Consider the following 20,487-nt stretch of genomic DNA (forward strand, 5'->3'; position numbering starts at 1 on the left):
CAGGCCCGGCCCTACCCGTCGAGAATCGCGGCGAAGCGTTCCTCGGCCAGATCCAGCTGGTCCAGGATGTGGTCCTTGGCGGGCAGGGAGAGCGGGGTGTCGGGCCGTCCGACGAGCTCTCTCAGCTTGGGTACGAGCGGCCGGTACTTCCGGGCCGACCGTTCGGCCTTGGCCGGCGTGGTGTGCACCACGCCGACGCCGTTGTCGGTGAAGTCGGACACCTTGATGACGCGCGCCCACGGGTCCCGGTCCAGGCTGGCGGCCACGTGCACCCGGTACTGCTCGTCCCGGTCGCGCTCCGGGTCGTACTCCGGGTTGGTCACCGACCGCACCAGCTCGGCCACCCGCGGGTTGAACCGCCGGGCCAGCTCGGCCACCGCGGCGTCGGTCAGCGGCGCGTGGCCGAGGTCGGCCGGCAGCCCGGACAGCTCGGCCGGGTGGTCCTCGACCGCGTCGTGCAGCAGCGCCGCCATGAGCACGTCCACGTCCCGCACCCCGTAGTACCGGATGATCCGGATCGCCACCCGCAGCAGGTGGTTGAGGTAGGGCTCGCGGACCCGCCGGTCCTCGGCGTGCAGGGTGGCGGCCAGGTCGAGCGCCCGGACGAGCTGCTCGCTCTCGTCCGCCGGGAAGCTCTCCAGCTCCAACCGGAACCGGTCGCGCAGTCCCGCCTCGCCGTACACCTCGGTGATCGCGTGCAGTGGCATCGACAGGAGCATGCGCGTGGCCATGCCGAGTAGATATACCAGCGATGGTCAGGAAGCGGTGGTCACTTCGGTGGCCTTCTGCGGGGCCGGCCGGGTCGGAACCGGGCGGGGCGAGGGCCGGCTGCGGCGCATCGGCATCGCCGAGGCCTGCTTGAGCGACCACGGGTTCTCGGCGTGCACGCCGCGCTTGGGCATGCCGGCGCCGTCGGTGAAGACCTCCTCGGTCATCGCCTGGAGCGCGCTCAGCGCCATGGCCAGGATCGTCGCCGCGGTGACCACGGTGATCGGCACGATCATCAGCAGTGGCCGGATCCCGCGGACGCCGCCGGCGGCGACCGGCTCCAGCTCCACGCTCGTCGCCGCCATCGCCGTGTAGTGCATGCCGCATACCGCGATAGCCATCACCACGGCCGCCCCGGTGATCGGCGCCCAGCCCTTGACCGACTGGGTGAACCACAGCGCCGTGGTCGCCGCGACCACCGCGATGATCCCGGACGCCACCACCAGCGGCATGCTGAAGACGAGCCGGCCGGAGACGTGCAGGCCGGCCATCCCGGTGTAGTGCATGGCGACGATCCCGGCGCCGGTGAGCACACCGGCCACCACGGTCTTGCCGAAGCTGCGCCGGCCGTGGCCGACGACCATCAGGCCGACGCCGACGGTGAGCACGCACAGGCCCAGGCTGACCATGGTCAGCACCATGTCGAAGCGCACCGGGCTGGCCGGCACGTCGAAGCCGAGCATGGCGGTGAAGTGCATCAGCCAGATGGCGGCGCCGCCGATCGCGAAGGCCGCGATCATCAGCCACCGGTTGCGGCGCCCCCGGGAGCAGGCGGCCCGGGCACGGTCGGTGCACATCAGGCCGAGGAAGGAACCCAGGAAGGCCAGCAGGAACGCGGCTATCGGGTTGAAGGCGCCGTACGTGAAGTGATGAACCTCAGCCACGATGTGTGCACCTCGCGAATACGTCGAGTGGACTTGTTCGCGGGGTATTCAGTCACTTATCGGTACACATCCATCGCACATCGTGTGCGGGTGACACGGAGCCGGAACGCAGGGAACCGGGGCCACCGTATGGCCACCTCGGGGGAGTGGAGATGGCCATACGGCAGTCCCGGTTCGGGGTTTGCCGTTAGTCAGGGGATAGGGACAAGGGTTCCGGGGCGGGATCAGGTGAAGAGGCTGACGCCACCGGGGCCGACGAGCAGGCCGACGATGATCAGCACGACGCCCCAGAGGATCTGCCGCCGGAACAACGCGAGGATGCCGGCGACCACGAGGATGACTGCGATAATCCAGAGCAACAGGTCCATGCTCAGCGGATACCCGACCCCGGAAAAACGGAAACCTCACGCGTGCACAAGTGTCGCCTGGATCTCTTCCGAGAGCAGGCGGTAGACGTTGTAGGCCTGCTTGATGACCGGGTGCGCCACGTTGCGGACGGGTACGCCGCCCGGCGTACGCCCACGTTCGGTGCCGTGGTGAGCGTGCCCGTGCAGGGCGAGCGTGGCGCCGGCCGCGTCGATCGCCCGGCCCAGCTGGTACGACCCCAGGAACGCGTGGATCTCGGGCGGCTCGCCGGCCAGCGTCTCCGGCACCGGGGCGTAGTGGGTGAGCGCCACCAGGGCGTCGCACGTCACGCCGGTCAGGGCCGCCTCCAGCCGGTTCGCGGCGTCCTCGCCGGTGCGGACGAAATCCTTCATCTCGCGCTCGCCGAAGTTGCTCGCGCAGGCCCCGCCGAACCCGCCGCCGAAGCCCTTCACCCCGGCCACCCCGAGCCGGTGCCCGTTCAGCTCCAAAACCGTCGAGGCGCCCTCGAGCACGGTGATCCCGGCGTCGGTGAGCACGGTGGACACCGCGTCGGCCTGGTCGCTCTGGTGGTCGTGGTTGCCGAGCACGGTGACCACGGGCACGGCCAGCCCGCCGAACTCGGTCACGAAGCTGCGCGCCTCCTCGACCGTCCCGTGCCGGGTCAGGTCGCCGGCCACCAGCAGCACGTCGGCCACCTCGGGCAGCTGTTCCAGCGCGGGGCGGTAACGCCCGACCACGTCGGCGTCGACGTGCACGTCACCGACCGCCGCGACCCGGATCACGAGATCACCTCGGCGTCGGCCGGCACGGTCGTCCGGGTGATCCCGATGTCGCAGGTGATCTGCACGTCCGGGAACCGGGAGGTGATCCGGCGGCAGATCTCGTCCCGCCGCTCCGGGCTCTCCACCTCGCCGCCCAGCACCACGGCCTGCTCCCGGCGTTGCACCGTGATGCCCTGCTCGGCCACCCGGTCGTCCTCGGCCAGCAGCCGCTGGATCTCCGCCTCCAGATAGTCGTCCACCTGAGGTGTCATGCGTTCCCCCCGTTGGTCGTCAGCGCGTCGGGCACCACGTCCAGGCGGTCGAGCAGGACGAGGAACGCCTCCGCGTACGGCGACTGGGCGGTCTCCTTGCGGACCCGCTCCCAGTCGATCTGCTCGCGCAGCGACCGCGCCACCGGCAGGCCGGTCGCGAAGTCGCAGTGGTGCTGGGTGTAGCTGAGCAGCTTGTGCACCATCAGCTGGGTGGCCGAGATCACCGGCATGGCGATCGCCTCGACCGGCCGGGTCACCGAGTCGGCCAGCGTGGCGTCGGTCACCGGCGACTCCACCGGGCGGTAGATCAGGTCCACCATGCGGCCCTCGTCGTACACCTTGACCAGCCAGTCCTCCGGCGGCTGCTCGGTCTCGAAGCCGACCGCGGCCAGCTCGTCGAGCGCCCGTTCCTTGTCCTGCTCACGGATCAGGAAGTCCACGTCGTGGTCGCTGGAGTGGCCGCCATGTGCGTACACCGCGAAGCTCCCACCCAGCGCGAACGGGATCTCGGCCTGCTTCAGCACCGACGCGACCCGTTTCAACGTGGTGGCGAGTCCTTCGTCCACCCGGTGCGGCATGGCATCTCCTGTCGTCGTGATGTGCGGCTTCAGTCGCATTCTGGTACCCCGTGGAGCCCTCGGTGGAACGGAACGCGTGACACCCCTGAGTACCGTCGATGGTGTGCCCCTGAACTCACCGTTCCCGCGCTCCGTGGCGCTCATCGGGATCGACGGCTCCGGCAAGACGACCCAGGCCCACCGGCTGGCCGAAACGCTGGCCGCCGAGGGGTTGCGGGCGTCGTACCGGCAGAACGCCGGTGGCCGGCACTTCGTCGCCCGCATCGCCAAGTGGTTCGGCCGCCCCGACGCCGAGGCCCTGGTCGGCCGCCGCGCGATGCTGGTGATCGAGGCGGTGCTCCGCTGGGGCGCGATCGTCCGCACGCTGTTCTTCCAGGCGTTCACCGGCGAGACCGTGGTGATGGACCGGTACGCCTACTGCCAGTACGCCAGCATGCGGTCACATCACGCCAAGCCCCGGGCCGAGCGCCGCGCCCGCCTCGCCTACTGCCTGTTCCCGCCGCCCGACGTCACGTTCCTGCTGGCCGTCAGCCCCAAGGTCGCTCAGGAGAGGATCGATGCGCGGGGGTACGACCGGGAGGAGCTGACGTTCCTCCAGGACGCGGACGCGGCGTACCGGTCGCTGCCGGAGTTCCCGGCCTTCGTGGTGATCGACGCGGACGGCACCCAGGACGAGGTGGCCGCCGCCCTGCGCGCCCACCTGCCCCTGGCCGCGGTGGCCGCGATCCCGCACCCGCGCGCGTCGGCTCTGCTGGCCGGCTCCCGCAGCGCCGTGCTGGCCTTCGGTTCCCTGCTCGCCGGCGTGGCCGCCATCAGCTACCAGCTCCTCGAAGCTTTCTAGGCCTGGCCGTAGACCGGGATTGTGGCGCCGCTCATGGGGGTGGAGTCGTCGCCGGCCAGGAAGAGGATGACCTTGGCGATTTCGGCGGGGTTGACCCACTTGCTCCGGTCGCCGGGCATCCCGTTCCGGTTGGCCGGGGTGTCGATCACGCTCGGCAGCACGGTGTTGCAGCGGACGCCCTGCCCCTTGTACTCGACCGCCACCGCGTTGGCGAAGGCCAGCACCGCCGCCTTCGCCGTCACGTAGCCCGCCGCGCCCGGGAACGGCGCCACCGCGGCCCGGGACGAGACGCAGACCACCGAGCCGCCGCCGTTGGCCACGAGCACCGGGAGCGCGGCCCGGGTCACCAGGAAGGTCGGCCGCACGTTGGTCCGGATCATCGCCTCGAAGTCGTCGACCGCCGTCTCGTGGACGCGTCCGCCGCCGGCGTACCCGCCGACCAGATTGACCACCGCCGACAAGTGCGGTCCGGCGGCCGCGATCGCCGCCTCGACGTCACCCTGCGACGTGAGATCCGCCACAACCGCCTCGGCGCCGGCCGGCAATCGCTCCTGTGAGCCGGCTCGCACCGGGGCCACCACGCGCCACCCGGTTTCCAGGAAGGTCGAAATCACGGCCGTCCCGAGCCCGCCGGTGCCGCCGGTGATCACTGCCGTCCGTGCCATGAGAGAGCCCTTCTCCTTGTGTTCTCTGTCACGTCATGCCATCGAATCGACTCGACGGGGCAGTGGTTTACCGAAAGGATGGTCACCCGTACGGAAGTCACCCCTCCGGGCGAGTGAACTGCGGCGCAGCGTGGCGCATTGTGACGGTGGTCCCGTTCCGTCACGCCTTTGCGGCGGCGTTTGCGTCAAGCCACGTGGCAACCGGCCGATCCTGCGTATGAACCCTGCTGGCAACCAGGACGTACAGGGTAGTGACGAGCATCGCAGGGCAGGTCGTGATGCCCGTCGCTGCGACCGACGAGGGGCCGATGGTGTGATGAAGTGGGCAATGGGTATGCGAGCTGTCACGCATCCAGCGCCGGGTGCGGCTCCGAATGACTCCCCGATGGCGTTCTTCAGTAAGTACGCAACGGGCTCCCAGCCAGCGCTCAGACTGTCGTGACACTTTCGACTCACCAGCCGCCGGCCGTTTCACCAGCCAGCACGGCAAACGGAATGACTGCGGGGCGCCATCTGTTGTGCAGGTGGCAGTTCGGCAACGCACCTTACTGCGGACGTTACGGGGAGGAACCAGATGGACGCAGGTAACGCCCGTAACTGGGTTAGCGAAGGCAATGAGGGGACCGTGGGCAACGTGGAGAAGAACACCGTGATGCGGACCGATGAGGTCGCCGAGGAGCGCGACCTCGTTGGAGTCTATCTGCACGAGATCTCCAGGACGCCGCTGCTCGACGCCGCCCGGGAGGTCGATCTCTCGAAGGCCATCGAGGCCGGCCTGTACGCCGAGCACCTTCTGGAAGAGGGCCAGCCCCGCCGCGGCACCAGCCGCGAAGAGCTGGAGCGCGTGGTCACCGAGGGACAGCGGGCCAAGGATCTGTTCATCCGCGCCAACCTGCGGCTGGTCGTGTCGATCGCCCGGCGGTACGTCCGCTCGGGCATGCCGATGCTCGACCTGATCCAGGAGGGCAACACCGGCCTGGTCCGCGCGGTCGAGAAGTTCGACTACGAGCGCGGCTACAAGTTCTCGACGTACGCGACGTGGTGGATCCGTCAGGCCATCAGCCGGGCCATCGCTCAGCAGGAGCGCACCGTGCGCCTGCCCGTGCACCTGGTCGAAGACGTCAACCGGATGCGGAACGTCACCCGCCAGCTCGTCCGCGAGCTCGGCGCCGACCCCGAGCCCGACCAGATCGCCAAGGCGCTCGGCGTGACCGTCGAGCGGGTCGGTGAGCTCACCCGCTGGGCGCAGGACACGGTGTCCCTGGACACCCCGGTCGGCGACGACGGTGACACCAACCTCGGCGACCTGGTGGCCGACAGCGACGCCCCGTCGCCGGAAGAGATCGTGCTGACCGCCCTGGAGCGGTCGCGCATCGAGGGTCTGCTCAACCACCTCGACGACCGGTCGGCCGGCATCATGCGGGCCCGCTACGGCCTGGAGGACGGCCGGGAGCACTCGCTCACCGAGGTCGCCTCCCGGTTCTCGCTCTCCCGCGAGCGGATCCGTCAGCTCGAGATCCAGGCGCTCGGCCGGCTGCGTGAGCTGGCCCGGGCCGAGGGCCTGCAGGCCGCCTGACCGATCAGGTCATACAAGAGGGCCGGTTCCCCGCGAGGGGAACCGGCCCTTTCACTGTGCTGAGTTACTTGACCCGGCCGTACCCGGTCGGAGTCATCGAGTTCATCGAGCGCTTCGTCACCGGCTCGCCGGTACGGTAAGCGTCGATCATCATTCCGCCGCCGACGTAGAGGCCGACATGGCCACCGTTGCGGAAGAAGATGAGGTCGCCCGCCTTCAGGTCACCCTTGCTGATCGGGGTGGTGGCGCTGATCTGGGCGGAGGCCTTGTGGGGCAGGCTCTTGCCCGCCGCACGCCAGGCCGCCGAGGTCAGCCCCGAGCAGTCGTAGCCGTTCGGGCCGTCGGCGCCGAACTTGTACATCACGCCGATGGCGTTGTACGCGAAGGACACCGCCTTGCCCGCGGAGCCGGCGATCTGCGGGATCGGGCCGCTGTACTTGCTGCCCGACTTGGTCGGCGTGCCGTACGCCGCCGTCCGCATCGCGTACAGCTTCTTGATGTCGTTCTCGATCTTCTTCTTGCGCTTGGCCAACTCGTTCAGCTGCGCGTTCTGCTTGTTCTGCGCGGTCTTCAGGGCGGCCTGACGCGTGTCGTAGTTCTGCGTGGTCGCCGTGTAGTTGTCGATCTTGCGCTGGCGATCGCGGGTCAGCTGGTCGAGCATGCCGATCCGGTCCATCAGGGTGCCCGATCCCTCGAGCATCACGTTCATGGCGCCGATGTCACCCTGCTGGTAAGCCTTGTTGGCGATCTGGCCCATCTCGGCCTGGGCGACCTTGAGGACCTCCTTGGCCGGGCCCAGCGACTTCGTCAGCGCGACCTGATCGGCCTTGGTCTTGTTGAGATCGATCTTCATGCCGTTGTACGACTCGACGACATCCTCGAGATCGTCCGATGCCTTGGCGATCTTCTTGGTGATCTCGGTCTTGGACGGTTCCGCGTGAGCGGCCGTCACGGCCGGCCCGGTCAGCGCCAGCGCCATGAGGGCGACGGCCGCGATCCGGAACCTCGTGCGGGCGTGTGACAACGCTGAGAGGCCTTTCTTCCGCCTGTGCCGCCTACCGGGTTAGCTGACGGGTTCGGGCGGGAAGAAGGCCCTACCGCGGTGGTGCGCGGATTCACCCCGAGAACTCGGTTCCCCGGTTCGTCACGATGGGCCCGGGCGCGGCCGGATGGGGGTGACCGCGTCGAGGCCGCCGTGCAGACTCGGCAGCGCCGGCTCGGCGCCACCGGAGGGTGTGGCTGCGGACCGAACCAACCGCATTAACTTATCGATGGATCTCCGAAAAGCAAGCTCGGCAAGAAAACCTTAAGCCAATGAATGCGCGGCGTAATTCTAGGAATTCAGCGCGTGATCCCCGGACGCGGAATCGGACTTTTCGGGATTGACGCTGATCCAATTGCGCGTCACTTTCCGCTCGGCCCAGAAGGACAGGAACGGGATGGTGCCGGCCAGCATCACCAGCAGCATGCGGCTGAGCGGCCACTGGGCGCGGCGGCCGAGGTCGAAGGTGGCCAGCACGTACAGGATGAAGAGGAAGCCGTGCGCCGGGCCGACGCCCGCGACCACCGTGTCGTTGTCGGCCAGGTACTTCAGCGGCATGCCCACGAGGACCAGCACGATCAGGACCACGCCGACGATGTAGGCGATGATCCGGTAACGGGTGAGAGCTCCCTGCACGGTGCTTTCCTTACTTCCTGGGTCCGGGGTAGTCGCCGGGGCGGGCGCCGGGATGGGCGTTGAGCCAGGCGAGGTAGTCGTTGTAGGCCGCCAGTTCCGGGTCGTCGGCGCCGGGGTCGGGCGCCGGGCGGGACGGGACCCGGACCGGGCGGCCGACGGTAACAGCCGAATCTGGGAGCTTTTCCCGTTCCGGCGCCGGCTCCGCCGCCGGTTTCGTGGCCAGCCGAACCTCGCGCCACCACAGGAACGCGACGAAGCCGGCGAAGACCGGCCACTGGAACGCGTACCCCCAGCTCAGTGCGTTTCCGCCGGTGGCGCGGGTGTATTGCCACCAGCCCAGCAGGAGGAAGGCCACGATCAGAACGAGCGCGACCACATGGCGGAGGATCCACGCCGGGGTCAGCAGCCCTTTCATGACTGTCAGGGTAGTCGCGCGGGTTTCAGGGCGACCCGCGCGGGCAAGGCTGAACGGTATGAGCGACCAGCCTGTGGAGATCTCCGAGATCGGCATCGACCCGGCGGGACTGGGTGACGACGACCTGATCCGTGAACTGGCCAGCCTGCACCGGACCCGGCTGGACACCCTGCGGTACGGGCCGGACGCCGCCCTGGACAACCACCTGCGGCGGACGGCGGAACTGGAGACCGAGTACCTGGCCCGGCACCCGGGCCGTGAGGTGGATCCGCATCGCCTCACGCAGGACTTCTGACGTGTGTCCTGGGTCACAATGCCTGCTGGAATCAGGGCGGGCGACCGACAGTTGAGAACAGATGTCGGTGTGTCCAGTGTCCCCGGGCCTCACCCATTGCCTTCACGGAATACCGTTCGGCTGGAGCCGTGTTGAGCCACTCGCCGAGAGGCGACATGCACACCGACACCTATGCGCCGCCTCCGAGGTTCTCGGGGGCGGCGCATTATGTTGGGCCGGTTGTGGGTACCCGATCTTCATGAACGATCCTCGTACCGAAGAGCGCGCCGCCGACCTGCTTCCCGAGGAGCGCGCCGCCGGCAGCGCCGACCCGGAGGCCCAGGCCGCGGCCATTCTCGCGGATTCGGACGATCGGGAGCACAATTCGGACCTTTCGCGGGAAAACCGCACCTCGGCAGAGACGGTCGCACCAGCCGAAAGGGCTGAAGGCACCCGGTAGAGGCACAAAACTTTCGTGTCCACCTCAGGACGTGGGAGGATCCGACGCGTGCCCGCACCCCGACGGAGCGCTGAGCGCGCCGGTCAGCGGTCCACGCCGCCGGCGGCCGCTTCCTCCGCCCCCAATCAGACCCGACGCACAGCCCGTCCCCGCCACCCGGGACAGGGCGCCGGCGCCCCGAACGCGGGCCCGGTCCACCACACCGAGACGGAACCCGTCATCGCCGCCCACCCCAACGCCCCAGCCATCGGCCCGTCCCTGCCCGCTCCGCGGGACGCCGCCGATCCCGCCCCCGCCGAGGTGGCCCGGCCCGGATCGGCCGTCGTCATCCCCTCCGAGGTCGTCCGGCCGGGCGCCGGGGGCCTGGCGCTGCCGCAGACGAGCACGGTCGAGGTGGCCGGGCTCCTGCACGAGCTGTCCGAGCGGCTGCTCTCCGCGGACGACGTGGCCGGGGCCTTGGAGCGGCTCGCCGTCTTCACCGCCGGGACGATCCCCGGCGCGGTCCGCTGCTCGGTCGCGCTGATCACCGAGGGGGAGGGGCCGAGCCTGACCGCGTCGGGCAGCGACGGCCGCGGGGTCGACGACTGCCAGTTCGAGACCGGCGAAGGACCCGTCCTCGAGGCGGCCCGCACCCGCACCCTGGTGCTCACCCAGGACCTGCCGAACGACCCGCGCTGGCCGGCGCTGGGCGACTCCGCCCGCGACGAGGACGTGCACGCCGTGGCGGCCATCCCGCTGGACGTGCGGCGGACGTCGGTCGGCGCGCTCAGCATCTACGTCCGGCAGGCGCAGAGCATCCGCCCCGAGCTGCTGCTCACCGCGATGGCCATCGTCAACCAGGCCGAGATCCTGCTCAGTGAGCTGTCCCGCCGCGCGGCGCTGAGCCAGGGCGCCACGGTCGACCGCGCCATCGGCGTGATCATCGCGCAGCGCGGGTGTGGCGTACGCGAGGCCTACGACGTGTTGCAGGAGACCGCGCAGCGCCTCGGCATGGACCGTCAGTCGGTGGCCGAGCGCCTGATCGCCGCGGCCGCGCGCGACCGCTCGTAAGCAGAAGGGGCGCGGATCGCTCCGCGCCCCTCGATCACTCGTTCCCGCTGTCAGCGTTTGGCGCTGTGCGTGGGTTCGTGCTGTGTGTCCGGCGCGCGTTCGCCCGACTCGTGCGAGCCGCCGCCCGACTCCGGCGTGCCCGGGTCGGCGCCGGTCGCCGCGGCTGCCTCGGCCGCGTCGGCGTCGGCCCGCTGCTGCTGGGCCGAGCGCTGGGCGAGCGGGATCTCCGGCAGGAAGAGCACCACGATCAGGCCGATGATCATGACCGAGAAGGCCAGCAGGAACACGATCTGGATGCTGTCCGAGAAGCCGACCTTGAACGGGTGGGCGATCACGTCGGGCAGCGTCTTGAGGAACGACGTGTCACCGAGGTCGCCACCGCCGGCGGTCGCCTTCTGCAGGGTCTGGGCCGCGCTCGGGTCGGCGGCCAGGGCCCCCTGGAACTCCGGCGTGGCCTGAGCCGACTGGAAGGCCGTGCTGATCTTGCCGGGCAGCACGTTGAACAGCACCGACAGGAACACCGCGGTGCCGAGCGTGCCGCCCATCGAGCGGAAGAACGCCACCGAACTCGTGGCCACGCCGATCTCGCGGGGGCTCACCGCGTTCTGCACCGCGGTGATCATCGGCTGCATGTTGCCGCCCAGGCCGAGGCCCATCAGCACCATGATCAGCATGGTCCGCCAGAGCGGGGTGTCGGCGTCGATGGTGGCGAACAGCCCGAGCGCGGCGACCATCAGCGTGCTGCCGATGATCGGGAAGATCCGGTACCGCCCGGTGCGGGAGATGAGCTGACCGGCCAGGATCGAGCCGGACATGATGCCGAACACGAACGGGATCATCTGCAGGCCGGCCATGGTGGCCGAGGAGCCCTTCACGATCTGCAGGTACAGCGGGACGGTCATCAGGCCGCCGAACATCGCCATGCCCAGGATGGTGCTGGCGATCGAGGACACCCCGACCGTACGGTTGCCGAACAGCCGCAGCGGCAGCAGCGCCTCCTCCTTGTAGGCCCGCTCGGCGAGCACGAAGGCGACCAGGCCGACCGCGCCGATCACGTAGCAGAGGATCGCCCGGCCGGAGTCCCAGCCCCAGGTGCGGCCCTGCTCGGCGACGATCAGCAGCGGCACCAGGCCGACGATCAGGGCGAGGGCGCCCGGCCAGTCGATGCGGTGGATGACCCGGGTGTGCGGCAGGTGGAGAACCCTGGCCACCACGATCATCGCGGCGACGCCGATCGGCACGTTCAGGTAGAACACCCAGCGCCAGCCGTCGATCCAGAGCAGCTTGTCGGCGCCGGCGAAGAAGCCGCCCAGGATCGGGCCGATGACGCTGGCGGTGCCGAACACGGCGAGGAAGAAGCCCTGGTACTTGGCGCGCTCGCGGGGCGGGACGATATCGCCGATGATGGCCAGGGCCAGCGACATCAGGCCGCCGGCGCCGATGCCCTGGATCGCCCGGAACGCGGCCAGCTGGTACATGTTCTCGGACAGGCCGCAGAGCATCGAGCCGACGATGAAGATGCCGATGGCGAAGAGGAAGAACGGCCGCCGTCCGTAGATGTCGGACAGCTTGCCGTACAGCGGTGTCGAGATCGTGGACGTGATCAGGAATGCCGTGGTGGCCCACGCCTGGAGGTCGAAGCCGTTCAGGTCGTCGGCGATGGTCCGGGTGGCGGTGGCCATGATCGTCTGGTCGAGCGCGGCCAGGAACATGCCCATCATCAGGCCGCCCAGGACCGTGAGGATCTGGCGGTGGGTGAAGTCGGCCGACCGGGCGGCGGGGCCGCCCGCCGGCGCGGTGCTGATGTTGCTCACGCGATCTCCCGTGATGTCGCGGCCGAGTCACTGCGCAGGAGCGCCTCGGCTGAATTGTTGAATTCGGCGAACAGGCCGGTGAACAGGTCGGCCCGTTCCGGCGGCCAGTCCTGCATGACCCGTCCGACCAGGGCCGTGCGGGCCTCGCTCAGCCGCCTGCCCGCGACCCGTCCGGCCTCGGTGGCCGCCAGCCGGGAGACCCGGCCGTCGGCGGGGTCGGCCTCGCGCCGGGCGAGGCCGGCCTTGACCAGCTGCGCCGCCTGCCGGCTGACCGTCGACGGGTCGGCCTGCTTGATCTCGGCCAGGTCGGTGACCCGCATCGGGCCCCGGTGACAGAGCGGGAACAACAGCATCAGCGCGGAGAAATCGGCGCCGAGTTCCCCGACATTGAGCATGCCCTTCACGCGAACACCCAGTCGGGCGAATCGCACAAGTTCGCCGGCGAGGCGGCCGGCCGCGCTCTGGTCCGTTTCCATAGTTGCGTGCAGCCTACAAGTTGTTGGTTGGTGAACGCATTGTGTTCCGCATCTCCCAGATGATCGCGGTCAGAGTCTCCGTCTCCTCCAGCGCGGGCGGAACCGGAACCTCGTACTGCGTCACGTGCTCGAAGAGCCGCGCCGGGAGAAAGCCCCGGTCGGCGTCACCGACCAGCACCCGGGCGCCGGCCCGCCGGGCGGCCAGCAGCGTCGCGGTCATCTGCTCGGCCACCCGCCCGGTGTAGAAGACGTCACCGGCCAGGACCACGTCAGGCTGCCCGATGTCGCCGGCCAGCGCGACCCGATTTACCTCCGCGTTACGCCGGGCCGCGGCGGCCGCCTCGGGATCGGCGTCGGTGGCCGCGACGGCGGCCGCGCCCGCCTTGGCGGCGGCGATCGCGACCAGTCCCGAGCCGGTCGCCACGTCGAGCACCCGCCGGCCGCGGACCACCTCGGGATGATCCAGGACGTAGCGGGCGAGACCTTGCCCGCCGGCCCAGGCGAATTCCCAGAACGGTGGCGGCCGGTCGCTGTCGAAGTCGCCCTCGAACAACCCGCGATGCGGCGCGGCCAGGTGCAGGGAGATCTCCGGCGTAAGGGGTACGGGTGTCAGCACGCTGCTGATTCTCCCGTGACGTGAGGGGGTTCCCTCGACCGAAAGACCTGTTATGACGACCGGTCGGCCTCATCCGTTCGGCGGGCGGGCATCCGAGTCGATCCCGGTGCGTGGACCGGATAGGACTGTTCATACGGCGAGCAATCTTGATGCGCGAACATAGACTGCGGCGACTACGTTTCCGCGGGGGTCCGATTCCAAAGATCGTGTACGAAGGAGGTGGCGGATGAGTGACGGGTCGATCACCGTGCTCGTCGTCGACGGCCACCAGACCTTCGCCGACCTGCTCGGCGTGGCCCTCGACGGCCAGGCTGACCTGCGCTGGGTGGGCCACGCGCGGACCGGGCAGGAGGCGCTGAGTCTGGTCGGCGAATTGCGTCCGAACGTCGTCCTGCTTGACCCGGAGCTGTCCGATTCAGACGGAATAGCCATCGCCGAGCTGCTGCGGCACCGCTATCCCGACACCAGAGTGGTGATCCTCACAGCAAGCAATGAGGCGGCTCTGGTGGGCCGGGCGACCGCCGCGGGCGCGGCCGGCTTCCTGACCAAGAACGGACCCCTCGGCGACGTGCTCAACGCGGTGCACACCGCGCATGGCGGCGGCATGACCGTCTCCACCGACATCCTCGCCCGGCTGCTGCGCAGCACCGCGCCGGTGGCGGGTCCGCGCCCGGGTGGCCTGACCGCCCGGGAACACGAGGTGCTCGAGCTGATGGCGGCCGGTCTCGACCCGCGGGCCATCGCCCGGCGGCTGGGCATCAGCGTGCACACCTGCCGTGGTCACGTGAAGGCGCTGCTCGGCAAGCTCGGCGCCCACAGCCAGCTCGAGGCCGTGGCGGTCGCCCGCCAGCGCGGCATCATCTCGTAGCCGGGATTTCTGCGCTGTCCGTGCACCTTCGGATGGCGGCTGACCTGCGATGAGTGACGGAGAGTAATTCACCTCAACACTCATCCGCGGCGGGCCGCCATCCGTACCACACCCCGGAAGCGCCTCGGCGAAGCATCGTCGGCGCCGACGCGATCGGGAGGACATCGCGTGGAACGTTCACCAGCCGATGAGGCCATGGCGTCCGATGTGGCCGTGGCTGATCTGCCGTTCAGCTCGGGCGCGCACTGGGCCAACCGTGACAGCCTGCGCAATACCGGGGAGCAAGCGATGTTCCGACGTCCACCGGCCGCGTCCTCGTTCTCTTCTTCCGAGGATCCATACCGCACCTCGTCCGCCGAGGATCCGTACCGCCCGTCTTCGCCCGAGGCCGCCGGCTCCGCGGAACAGCCCTGGGACGCGTTCGGGACCGACACCGGTTCGCACGCCACCGTCTCGGACACCGGGTCGCGCAGCCGCGCCTCCTTCGGGATGACCGACGAGCCGATCAGCGGGAACTGGTTCGGCCGCGACCCGTCGCCGGTCTCCCCGGCCGCGCCGGCGCCGGCCTTCCCGGCGCCGGTCCAGCCCGAGCCGATCGCGGTCGAGCTTCCGGTACGCCTGCCCGAGCCGACGACGCACACCGGCAACCACCGGCAGACGCAGATGCCGCTTCCCCCGCAGGCGTCGCCGCGGCCGACCTACCAGGTGGCCGACTACGCCGCCGCCGCCGAGGCGGGCGCCGGGTTCTTCAACGAGGCCCAGCACCACGAGATCCGCCCGCACCGGGCCACTCCCGCCGGGCACCACCAGCAGGGTCCGCCCCGGCGGTCGAAGGGTCTCGCCGTGGCCACGGTCACGCTCAGCGCCCTGGTGCTGCTCGGCGGCGTCGCGGCCGGCGTGCGCTACTTCACCGGGGACGACAAGAGCCTCGGCTCGGTGCTCCAACTCGGCAACGAGGTCAGCGACAAGCCCGACTCCTCGGTCGCCACGGCGCCGCTGGGCCGGCGCACCAGCGCCACCTTCGAGCTGGTCGCGGCCACCCGCAAGGCCACCGTGAAGACGCAGGATCTGGGCGACGAGTTGTACCGGATCTCCGCGCTCGGCCAGACCGGCGCCGCGCCCCGGCCGGCCATCGTCGGCGACAAGGTGCAGCTGTTGCTGGAGACCCAGGGCGCGGCCGCGCCCGGCAACGTCGAGATTCTGCTGTCCAACAAGGTCACCTGGGGGCTGCTGTTCACCGGCGGCGCCGACGAGCAACTCGTCGACCTCACCGGCGGCAAGCTCAGCGCGATCGACCTGACCGGCGCGAGCCGCCGGGTCAACCTGACGCTGCCCCCGCCGCAGGGCACCGTGCAGGTACGCATCACCGGCGCGATCGAGGACTTGTCGCTGTCCTCCGGCAGTCCGGTGCGGGTGCGGGTGGACGGCGGGGTGAAGACCGTCGCGGCCGGCGAGCGGACGCTGAAGAACCTCGAGCCGGGCTCCACCCTGACGCCGAAGGACTGGAAGGCGGCCAATCGCTACGACGTCTCGGCGGAGTCCCGGCTGACGTTGCTCACCGTGAAGGACGCCGCGTAAGCGCGAACTTCAGGACAGTACGCGCAGGCGTACCGTCTGCTCCATCGCACGAAGCCGGTCGAGAACCTCGTCGGAGTAACCACCGCTGATGTCGGTGATCAGGTAGCCGTACTCGCCGCGGGTACTCAGCAGCTGACCCTCGACGTTCACCTTGTGCTCGGCCAGGATGCTGTTCACCTGGGCCAGCACGCCCGGCGTGTTGATGTGCACGTGGACGACGCGGCTCATGCCGGCCTGCTGGGGCAGCGCGACACCGGGCAGGTTGACGCTCAGCGTGGTGTTGCCCTCTTGCACGAAATGAACCAGTTTGTTGGCCACGAAGTCGCCGATGTCGGACTGCGCCTCCTCGGTGGACCCGCCGATGTGCGGGGTGAGGATGACGTTGGGCAGGCCACGCAGCTCGGAGACGAACTCGTCGCCGCGGCCCTTGGGCTCGGACGGGAAGACATCCACCGCCGCGCCCGCGAGGTGGCCACTGGCCAGCGCGTCACGCAGGGCCAGGTGGTCGACCACGATGCCGCGGGACAGGTTGAGGAAGATCGAGCCCTTCTTCATGCGGCCGAACTGCTCGGCGCCGAAGAAACCGGCGTTGCCCGGGCGGCCGTCGACATGCAGGGTCACCACATCGGCGGTAGCCAGCAGTTCCTCCAGGCTGGCGCAGCGGTGGGCGTTGCTCAGCGCGAGCTTGTCGGCGGTGTCGTAGAAGGACACGTGCATGCCCAGGTTCTCGGCCAGCACCGACAGCTGGGTGCCGATGTTGCCGTACCCGACGATGCCCAGATTGCGGCCGCGGATCTCGTGACTGCCGTCGGCCGACTTGTCCCAGACGCCGGCATGCATGCCGGTGTTCTTCTCGGTCAGCCGGCGGGTCAGCGCGATGATCTCGGAGACGGCCAGCTCCACCACCGAACGGGTGTTGGAGAACGGCGCGTTGAACACCGCGGTGCCGCGCGACGCGGCCGACACCAGGTCGATCTGGTCGGTGCCGATGCAGAACGCGCCGATCGCCACCAGGCTGTCGGCCGCGTCGAGCACGGCCGCGGTGACCTTGGTCTTCGAGCGGATGCCGAGCAGGGCCACGCCCTTGACGCGTTCGATCAGCTCGGCCTCGTCGAGGGCGGAGCTGACCGACTCGACCTCGTAGCCCTCCGCCTCGAGCCGCGCGACCGCGTCGGCGTGGATGTTCTCGAGCAGCAGGACTCGCACCATGGCTCCGATCTCAACAGGGAACTTCCAGGGTAGTCGTGTCAACCTTTGAGATGCCGCCGCATCCAGGGGAGGAGTGCGTCACCCTGGGCGCGCTGGAACGCGCGTACGGTCGGCAGGCCCGGGGGCGGCGGCAGGCGGGACTGGTCCAGGAAATAGCCGACAGAACCCACCACCACGTCCACACCCTCGGCCGGCCGCACCGCGTCGCCGTCACCGCCGTGCACCTCGACGTTCATCGCGAGCAGGGTCAGGTCCAGCCAGTCCGGGCCGTTGCAGGCGTGCGGCCAGTCCACGAACCAGACGTCGCCGGCCGCGGTGATCAGCATGTTGTCCGGGCGGATGTCGAGGTGGACCAGGGTGTCGCCGGTCAGCGAGGCCAGGCCGCGCCCCGCCGTCGCGACGAGATCGTCCAGCCGGGGCCGCAGCCAGGGGTCGAGGTCGGCCGGCGGGTCGGCCGCGATGCGGCTCCACCCGCCGAAGTCGGTGGCCAGGGTCTCCGCGGCGGTGCGGCCGCGCGGGAACGGCGACGGCGTGAGGGAGCGGGCCAGGTCGGTCACCGCGCTCACGGCCGCGTCGAGTTCGTCCTTCATCCAGGGGGTACGGGGGTGCCGGCCGTCGATGTCGTCGAACACGAGCACGACCCAGTGGCCGTCGTCGAAAGTCCCTCGCAAGCGGGGCGCGTTCGTGGACGCGGGCAGGGCGGCGCAGATCTCCGCCTCCTGCCGGGCCAGCTCGGCCGATCGCGGGTTCTGGTCGGGGCTGACCGCCTTCACGAACGCACGGTCACCGGCGGCGGTGGTGACGCGGTCGGCCGTACCCGGGGAGAAACCGCCGCTCTGGGAGACAGCCTCGGTGACCGGGCTCTTCAGGATCGCGGCCACCGCCCCCTGAACCTCCCCGGGCAGATCGCGCCAGCCGAGGCGTACGCCGCCGATCGCCGGGATCATGCCTCTCACCTCCGTTTGTGGTGCCGGGTCCCCAGATGAGAGAACCCTGGCAGTCCCGTCTCGATTACGAAACGGGTTTTCCCAGGTCACCCGGGACGGCCGGAAAGTGTCACAGCCCGATGGCAAGGTGTCTGCCATGAGCGCACCCGCCATCGAGACCGACGCACTGGTCAAGACCTTCGGCGACAACCGCGCGGTCGACGGGGTCGATCTCAGCGTGCCCGCCGGAACCGTGTACGGCCTGCTCGGTCCCAACGGCGCGGGCAAGACCACCGTGGTCCGCATGCTGGCCACGCTGCTCCGGCCCGACGGCGGCTCGGCGCGGGTCTTCGGCCACGACGTCGTGCGCGAGGCCGACGCGGTCCGCGCCCAGGTCAGCCTGACCGGGCAATACGCGTCGGTCGACGAAGACCTGACCGGCCACGAGAACCTGATCCTGCTGGCCCGGCTGCTCGGCTACCGCAAGACCGAGGCGCGCGCCCGGGCCGGCCAACTGCTCGAGGCGTTCGGCCTGACCGACGCCGCCGACCGGCAGGTGAAGAAGTACAGCGGCGGCATGCGCCGGCGGCTCGACATCGGCGCCAGCATCCTCAGCACCCCCGAGCTGCTGTTCCTCGACGAGCCGACCACCGGGCTCGACCCGCGCAGCCGCAACCAGGTGTGGGACATCATCCGCGTGGTGGTGGCCAACGGCACCACGGTGCTGCTCACCACCCAATACCTCGACGAGGCCGACCAGCTCGCCGGGCGCATTGCGGTGATCGACCACGGCAAGGTGATCGCCGAGGGCACGCCCGGGCAGCTGAAGTCCTCGATCGGGGCGGGCACGGTGCATGTGCGCCTGCGAGACGCGGAACAGCGACCCGAGGCCGAGCGGGTGCTCTCCTCGACCCTGGGCTCCGCGGTGTCGCTCGACGCCGACCCGGTCGCCCTCACCGCGCGGGTCGACGCCGCCGAGCCCGCGTCCCGGGCCCTGGCCGCGCTGGCCGCGGCCGACATCGTCGTCGACGAGTTCTCCCTCGGCCAGCCCAGCCTGGACGAGGTCTTCCTGGCCCTGACCGAGGTGAAATCATGACCACCACAGCCGCCGAGGCCGTTGCCTACAAGCCGTCGCCCGAGACCCTGGCCGCCGTGCTCACCCGTGGCGACCGGCCACGCCGCCCGAGCGCCTGGTCGGCGTCGGTGACGTTCGGCTGGCGGGCGATGCTGAAGATCAAGCACGTCCCCGAGCAGCTGTTCGACGTCACGGCGTTCCCGATCATCATGACGCTGATGTTCACCTACCTCTTCGGTGGTGCGCTGGCCGGCTCGACCGGCGACTACCTGCAGTTCTTCCTCCCCGGCATCATGGTCACCAGCGTCGTCATGATCACCATGTATACCGGCGTCGGCCTCAACACCGACATCGAGAAGGGCGTCTTCGACCGCTTCCGCACCCTGCCGGTGTGGCGCCCGTCCGCCCTGATCGGCATGATCTTCGGCGACGTGATGCGCTACCTGCTGGCCGCCACGGTCATCCTGGCCGTCGGCCTGATCCTGGGCTTCCGCCCCGCCGGCGGCCCGATGGGCGTGATCGCCGGCATGGTGCTGCTGGTCATCTTCTCGTTCGCCTTCTCCTGGGTGTGGACGATGTTCGGCCTGATCCTCCGCTCCGAGAAATCCGTGATGGGCGTCAGCATGATGGTGCTGTTCCCCCTGACCTTCCTCAGCAACGTCTTCGTCGAGCCGCGCACGATGCCCGGGTGGTTGCAGGCTTTCGTCAACATCAACCCCATCACCCACCTGGTCGGCGCCGTCCGCTCCACGATGGAGGGCAGCTGGGACATGAGCGAGATCACCTGGACCCTGATAGCCAGCGCCGTCCTGGTAGCCGTCTTCGGCACCTTGACCATGCGCTTCTACAACCGCAAATGACCCCCGCCCCGCACCACCCCGCCACCCCTTCCCGCCGCGGCCGTCCAGCCGCCGCCGGCGTTCACGCCCCCTCCGCCGCGTCTTCTGGCCGGGCGGCTGATGTCGAGGCTGGCCGAGCCGCTCTGCCCGCGCTTGATATCACCGAGTGGCAGGCTCAGCTGCTGGCCGCGGCCGAGGAGTCCAACCGCGCCCGGGCGGCCCGGGCGGCGGAGCGGCGCGAGAAGGCCGAGCGTCGCAAGGCCGGCATGGCGTCCCGTCACGCTTGGCGCCAGCTTCACCTCGACGCCCGAGCAGCCGACGCCGATCGGCGTCCCCCGCACTGACGTCGAGCCACTCCGCAATCCCGCGCGACGGATCGGCCGCGGTGGCTGGTCCAGGCGTGCCAGGTCGGCGCCGCCAGCGCGGCGCGGCTGGTGTCCGGTCCGCGGTGCGGCGCGTGTGTCAGGTTCGCGGCGCGGTGCAGGGCGGTGTGTCAGG

Annotated in this window: 24 protein-coding genes and 1 riboswitch; of the genes, 9 read left to right on the forward strand and 15 right to left on the reverse strand. The window is 69.9% G+C overall.

Features of this window, described 5'->3' with window-relative positions:
* Positions 1–11 precede the first annotated feature (11 nt).
* The 6 genes from AB0O15_RS40605 to AB0O15_RS40630 form a co-directional block, all read right to left on the reverse strand.
* Positions 12–731, reverse strand: coding sequence for an HD domain-containing protein (locus AB0O15_RS40605; RefSeq protein WP_364330913.1), 720 nt, complete (start codon positions 729–731; stop codon positions 12–14).
* A 24-nt stretch (positions 732–755) separates the two neighbouring features.
* Positions 756–1,652 carry an MHYT domain-containing protein gene (locus AB0O15_RS40610; protein WP_364330915.1) on the reverse strand — a complete coding sequence of 299 codons (897 nt, stop codon included), beginning with the start codon at positions 1,650–1,652 and terminating at the stop codon, positions 756–758.
* A gap of 224 nt (positions 1,653–1,876) precedes the next feature.
* Positions 1,877–2,020, reverse strand: a complete 144-nt coding sequence (locus AB0O15_RS40615; RefSeq protein WP_364330918.1) for a GPGG-motif small membrane protein — start codon at positions 2,018–2,020, stop codon at positions 1,877–1,879.
* Positions 2,021–2,056: 36 nt separating this feature from the next.
* On the reverse strand, positions 2,057–2,800 hold the full coding sequence (locus AB0O15_RS40620; RefSeq protein WP_364330921.1) for a metallophosphoesterase: 744 nt from the start codon (positions 2,798–2,800) through the stop codon (positions 2,057–2,059).
* Positions 2,797–3,051 (reverse strand): hypothetical protein, encoded by a 255-nt coding sequence (locus tag AB0O15_RS40625; RefSeq protein WP_364330923.1) that lies wholly within the window; start codon positions 3,049–3,051, stop codon positions 2,797–2,799. Before AB0O15_RS40625 ends, AB0O15_RS40620 begins: the two co-directional genes overlap by 4 nt.
* The gene (locus AB0O15_RS40630) at positions 3,048–3,629 is read right to left on the reverse strand and encodes a nucleotidyltransferase (RefSeq protein WP_364330926.1); all 582 of its coding nucleotides are present in this window, start codon (positions 3,627–3,629) and stop codon (positions 3,048–3,050) included. Before AB0O15_RS40630 ends, AB0O15_RS40625 begins: the two co-directional genes overlap by 4 nt.
* Before the next feature lie 103 nt (positions 3,630–3,732).
* On the opposite strand from AB0O15_RS40630, the gene AB0O15_RS40635 reads away from it, so the two are divergent.
* Entirely contained in the window at positions 3,733–4,470 is a 738-nt protein-coding gene (locus AB0O15_RS40635; RefSeq protein ID WP_364330929.1) for a thymidylate kinase, read from the forward strand.
* Here the strand turns inward: AB0O15_RS40635 and AB0O15_RS40640 are convergent.
* On the reverse strand, positions 4,467–5,135 hold the full coding sequence (locus tag AB0O15_RS40640) for an SDR family NAD(P)-dependent oxidoreductase (RefSeq protein WP_364330932.1): 669 nt from the start codon (positions 5,133–5,135) through the stop codon (positions 4,467–4,469). The genes AB0O15_RS40635 and AB0O15_RS40640 overlap by 4 nt on opposite strands.
* A 574-nt stretch (positions 5,136–5,709) precedes the next feature.
* Here AB0O15_RS40640 and AB0O15_RS40645 point away from each other — a divergent pair.
* On the forward strand, positions 5,710–6,711 hold the full coding sequence (locus AB0O15_RS40645; protein WP_364330935.1) for a sigma-70 family RNA polymerase sigma factor: 1,002 nt from the start codon (positions 5,710–5,712) through the stop codon (positions 6,709–6,711).
* 64 nt (positions 6,712–6,775) lie between these two features.
* On the opposite strand, the gene AB0O15_RS40650 is transcribed toward AB0O15_RS40645, so the two are convergent.
* The 3 genes from AB0O15_RS40650 to AB0O15_RS40660 form a co-directional block, all read right to left on the reverse strand.
* Positions 6,776–7,690: an NlpC/P60 family protein gene (locus AB0O15_RS40650; protein ID WP_364330938.1), complete on the reverse strand. Its 915-nt coding sequence runs from the start codon at positions 7,688–7,690 to the stop codon at positions 6,776–6,778.
* Between the two features lie 58 nt (positions 7,691–7,748).
* Positions 7,749–7,877, reverse strand: a riboswitch (cyclic di-AMP (ydaO/yuaA leader).
* Positions 7,878–8,044: 167 nt separating this feature from the next.
* The gene (locus AB0O15_RS40655; protein ID WP_364330941.1) at positions 8,045–8,389 is read right to left on the reverse strand and encodes a DUF3817 domain-containing protein; all 345 of its coding nucleotides are present in this window, start codon (positions 8,387–8,389) and stop codon (positions 8,045–8,047) included.
* Between the two features lie 10 nt (positions 8,390–8,399).
* Positions 8,400–8,804 carry a hypothetical protein gene (locus tag AB0O15_RS40660; RefSeq protein WP_364330944.1) on the reverse strand — a complete coding sequence of 135 codons (405 nt, stop codon included), beginning with the start codon at positions 8,802–8,804 and terminating at the stop codon, positions 8,400–8,402.
* 58 nt (positions 8,805–8,862) lie between these two features.
* Here AB0O15_RS40660 and AB0O15_RS40665 point away from each other — a divergent pair, with 58 nt between their 5' ends.
* The 3 genes from AB0O15_RS40665 to AB0O15_RS40675 all read left to right on the forward strand — a co-directional run bounded on the left by AB0O15_RS40665 (position 8,863) and on the right by AB0O15_RS40675 (position 10,588).
* Positions 8,863–9,099, forward strand: a complete 237-nt coding sequence (locus AB0O15_RS40665; RefSeq protein ID WP_364330947.1) for a DUF6158 family protein — start codon at positions 8,863–8,865, stop codon at positions 9,097–9,099.
* A gap of 238 nt (positions 9,100–9,337) precedes the next feature.
* On the forward strand, positions 9,338–9,538 hold the full coding sequence (locus tag AB0O15_RS40670) for a hypothetical protein (protein WP_364330950.1): 201 nt from the start codon (positions 9,338–9,340) through the stop codon (positions 9,536–9,538).
* Positions 9,539–9,586: 48 nt separating this feature from the next.
* The gene (locus AB0O15_RS40675; RefSeq protein ID WP_364330952.1) at positions 9,587–10,588 is read left to right on the forward strand and encodes an ANTAR domain-containing protein; all 1,002 of its coding nucleotides are present in this window, start codon (positions 9,587–9,589) and stop codon (positions 10,586–10,588) included.
* Between the two features lie 50 nt (positions 10,589–10,638).
* On the opposite strand, the gene AB0O15_RS40680 is transcribed toward AB0O15_RS40675, so the two are convergent.
* The 3 genes from AB0O15_RS40680 to AB0O15_RS40690 form a co-directional block, all read right to left on the reverse strand.
* A complete protein-coding gene (locus AB0O15_RS40680; protein WP_364330955.1) occupies positions 10,639–12,402 on the reverse strand; it encodes an MDR family MFS transporter in 1,764 nt (587 codons plus the stop codon).
* Positions 12,399–12,797, reverse strand: a complete 399-nt coding sequence (locus AB0O15_RS40685) for a MarR family transcriptional regulator (RefSeq protein ID WP_364331195.1) — start codon at positions 12,795–12,797, stop codon at positions 12,399–12,401. Before AB0O15_RS40685 ends, AB0O15_RS40680 begins: the two co-directional genes overlap by 4 nt.
* 94 nt (positions 12,798–12,891) lie before the next feature.
* Complete coding sequence (locus AB0O15_RS40690; protein WP_364331198.1) at positions 12,892–13,503, reverse strand: 50S ribosomal protein L11 methyltransferase; 612 nt, start codon at positions 13,501–13,503, stop codon at positions 12,892–12,894.
* A gap of 217 nt (positions 13,504–13,720) precedes the next feature.
* Between AB0O15_RS40690 and AB0O15_RS40695 the strand changes: the two genes are divergently transcribed.
* Together AB0O15_RS40695 and AB0O15_RS40700 are read left to right on the forward strand one after the other, a co-directional pair.
* Entirely contained in the window at positions 13,721–14,362 is a 642-nt protein-coding gene (locus tag AB0O15_RS40695; protein ID WP_364330958.1) for a response regulator transcription factor, read from the forward strand.
* 168 nt (positions 14,363–14,530) lie between these two features.
* Positions 14,531–15,940 carry a hypothetical protein gene (locus AB0O15_RS40700; protein ID WP_364330961.1) on the forward strand — a complete coding sequence of 470 codons (1,410 nt, stop codon included), beginning with the start codon at positions 14,531–14,533 and terminating at the stop codon, positions 15,938–15,940.
* A gap of 9 nt (positions 15,941–15,949) precedes the next feature.
* Here AB0O15_RS40700 and serA read toward each other — a convergent pair whose 3' ends face one another.
* Positions 15,950–17,149 carry a phosphoglycerate dehydrogenase gene (gene serA / locus AB0O15_RS40705; protein WP_364330963.1) on the reverse strand — a complete coding sequence of 400 codons (1,200 nt, stop codon included), beginning with the start codon at positions 17,147–17,149 and terminating at the stop codon, positions 15,950–15,952.
* 38 nt (positions 17,150–17,187) lie between these two features.
* Positions 17,188–18,096 (reverse strand): phosphotransferase, encoded by a 909-nt coding sequence (locus AB0O15_RS40710; protein WP_364330966.1) that lies wholly within the window; start codon positions 18,094–18,096, stop codon positions 17,188–17,190.
* A 136-nt stretch (positions 18,097–18,232) separates the two neighbouring features.
* On the opposite strand from AB0O15_RS40710, the gene AB0O15_RS40715 reads away from it, so the two are divergent.
* Positions 18,233–19,171 (forward strand): ATP-binding cassette domain-containing protein, encoded by a 939-nt coding sequence (locus tag AB0O15_RS40715; protein WP_364330967.1) that lies wholly within the window; start codon positions 18,233–18,235, stop codon positions 19,169–19,171.
* Positions 19,168–20,010, forward strand: coding sequence for an ABC transporter permease (locus AB0O15_RS40720; protein ID WP_364330968.1), 843 nt, complete (start codon positions 19,168–19,170; stop codon positions 20,008–20,010). The genes AB0O15_RS40715 and AB0O15_RS40720 overlap by 4 nt, the downstream gene beginning before the upstream one ends.
* Positions 20,011–20,487 lie beyond the last annotated feature (477 nt).

The organism is Actinoplanes sp. NPDC089786, from assembly GCF_040684855.1.
Classification (GTDB): Bacteria; Actinomycetota; Actinomycetes; order Mycobacteriales; family Micromonosporaceae; genus Actinoplanes.

Bases quoted from the DNA above. Each gene is read 5' to 3' on its own strand.
- AB0O15_RS40605 (WP_364330913.1), bottom strand. From the start codon at position 731: ATGGCCACGCGCATGCTCCTGTCGATGCCACTGCACGCGATCACCGAG.
- AB0O15_RS40615 (WP_364330918.1), bottom strand. From the start codon at position 2,020: ATGGACCTGTTGCTCTGGATTATCGCAGTCATCCTCGTGGTCGCCGGC.
- AB0O15_RS40625 (WP_364330923.1), bottom strand. From the start codon at position 3,051: ATGACACCTCAGGTGGACGACTATCTGGAGGCGGAGATCCAGCGGCTG.
- AB0O15_RS40630 (WP_364330926.1), bottom strand. From the start codon at position 3,629: ATGCCGCACCGGGTGGACGAAGGACTCGCCACCACGTTGAAACGGGTC.
- AB0O15_RS40640 (WP_364330932.1), bottom strand. From the start codon at position 5,135: ATGGCACGGACGGCAGTGATCACCGGCGGCACCGGCGGGCTCGGGACG.
- AB0O15_RS40645 (WP_364330935.1), top strand. From the start codon at position 5,710: ATGGACGCAGGTAACGCCCGTAACTGGGTTAGCGAAGGCAATGAGGGG.
- AB0O15_RS40650 (WP_364330938.1), bottom strand. From the start codon at position 7,690: ATGGCGCTGGCGCTGACCGGGCCGGCCGTGACGGCCGCTCACGCGGAA.
- AB0O15_RS40660 (WP_364330944.1), bottom strand. From the start codon at position 8,804: ATGAAAGGGCTGCTGACCCCGGCGTGGATCCTCCGCCATGTGGTCGCG.
- AB0O15_RS40665 (WP_364330947.1), top strand. From the start codon at position 8,863: ATGAGCGACCAGCCTGTGGAGATCTCCGAGATCGGCATCGACCCGGCG.
- AB0O15_RS40670 (WP_364330950.1), top strand. From the start codon at position 9,338: ATGAACGATCCTCGTACCGAAGAGCGCGCCGCCGACCTGCTTCCCGAG.
- AB0O15_RS40685 (WP_364331195.1), bottom strand. From the start codon at position 12,797: ATGCTCAATGTCGGGGAACTCGGCGCCGATTTCTCCGCGCTGATGCTG.
- AB0O15_RS40695 (WP_364330958.1), top strand. From the start codon at position 13,721: ATGAGTGACGGGTCGATCACCGTGCTCGTCGTCGACGGCCACCAGACC.
- serA (WP_364330963.1), bottom strand. From the start codon at position 17,149: ATGGTGCGAGTCCTGCTGCTCGAGAACATCCACGCCGACGCGGTCGCG.
- AB0O15_RS40710 (WP_364330966.1), bottom strand. From the start codon at position 18,096: ATGATCCCGGCGATCGGCGGCGTACGCCTCGGCTGGCGCGATCTGCCC.
- AB0O15_RS40715 (WP_364330967.1), top strand. From the start codon at position 18,233: ATGAGCGCACCCGCCATCGAGACCGACGCACTGGTCAAGACCTTCGGC.
- AB0O15_RS40720 (WP_364330968.1), top strand. From the start codon at position 19,168: ATGACCACCACAGCCGCCGAGGCCGTTGCCTACAAGCCGTCGCCCGAG.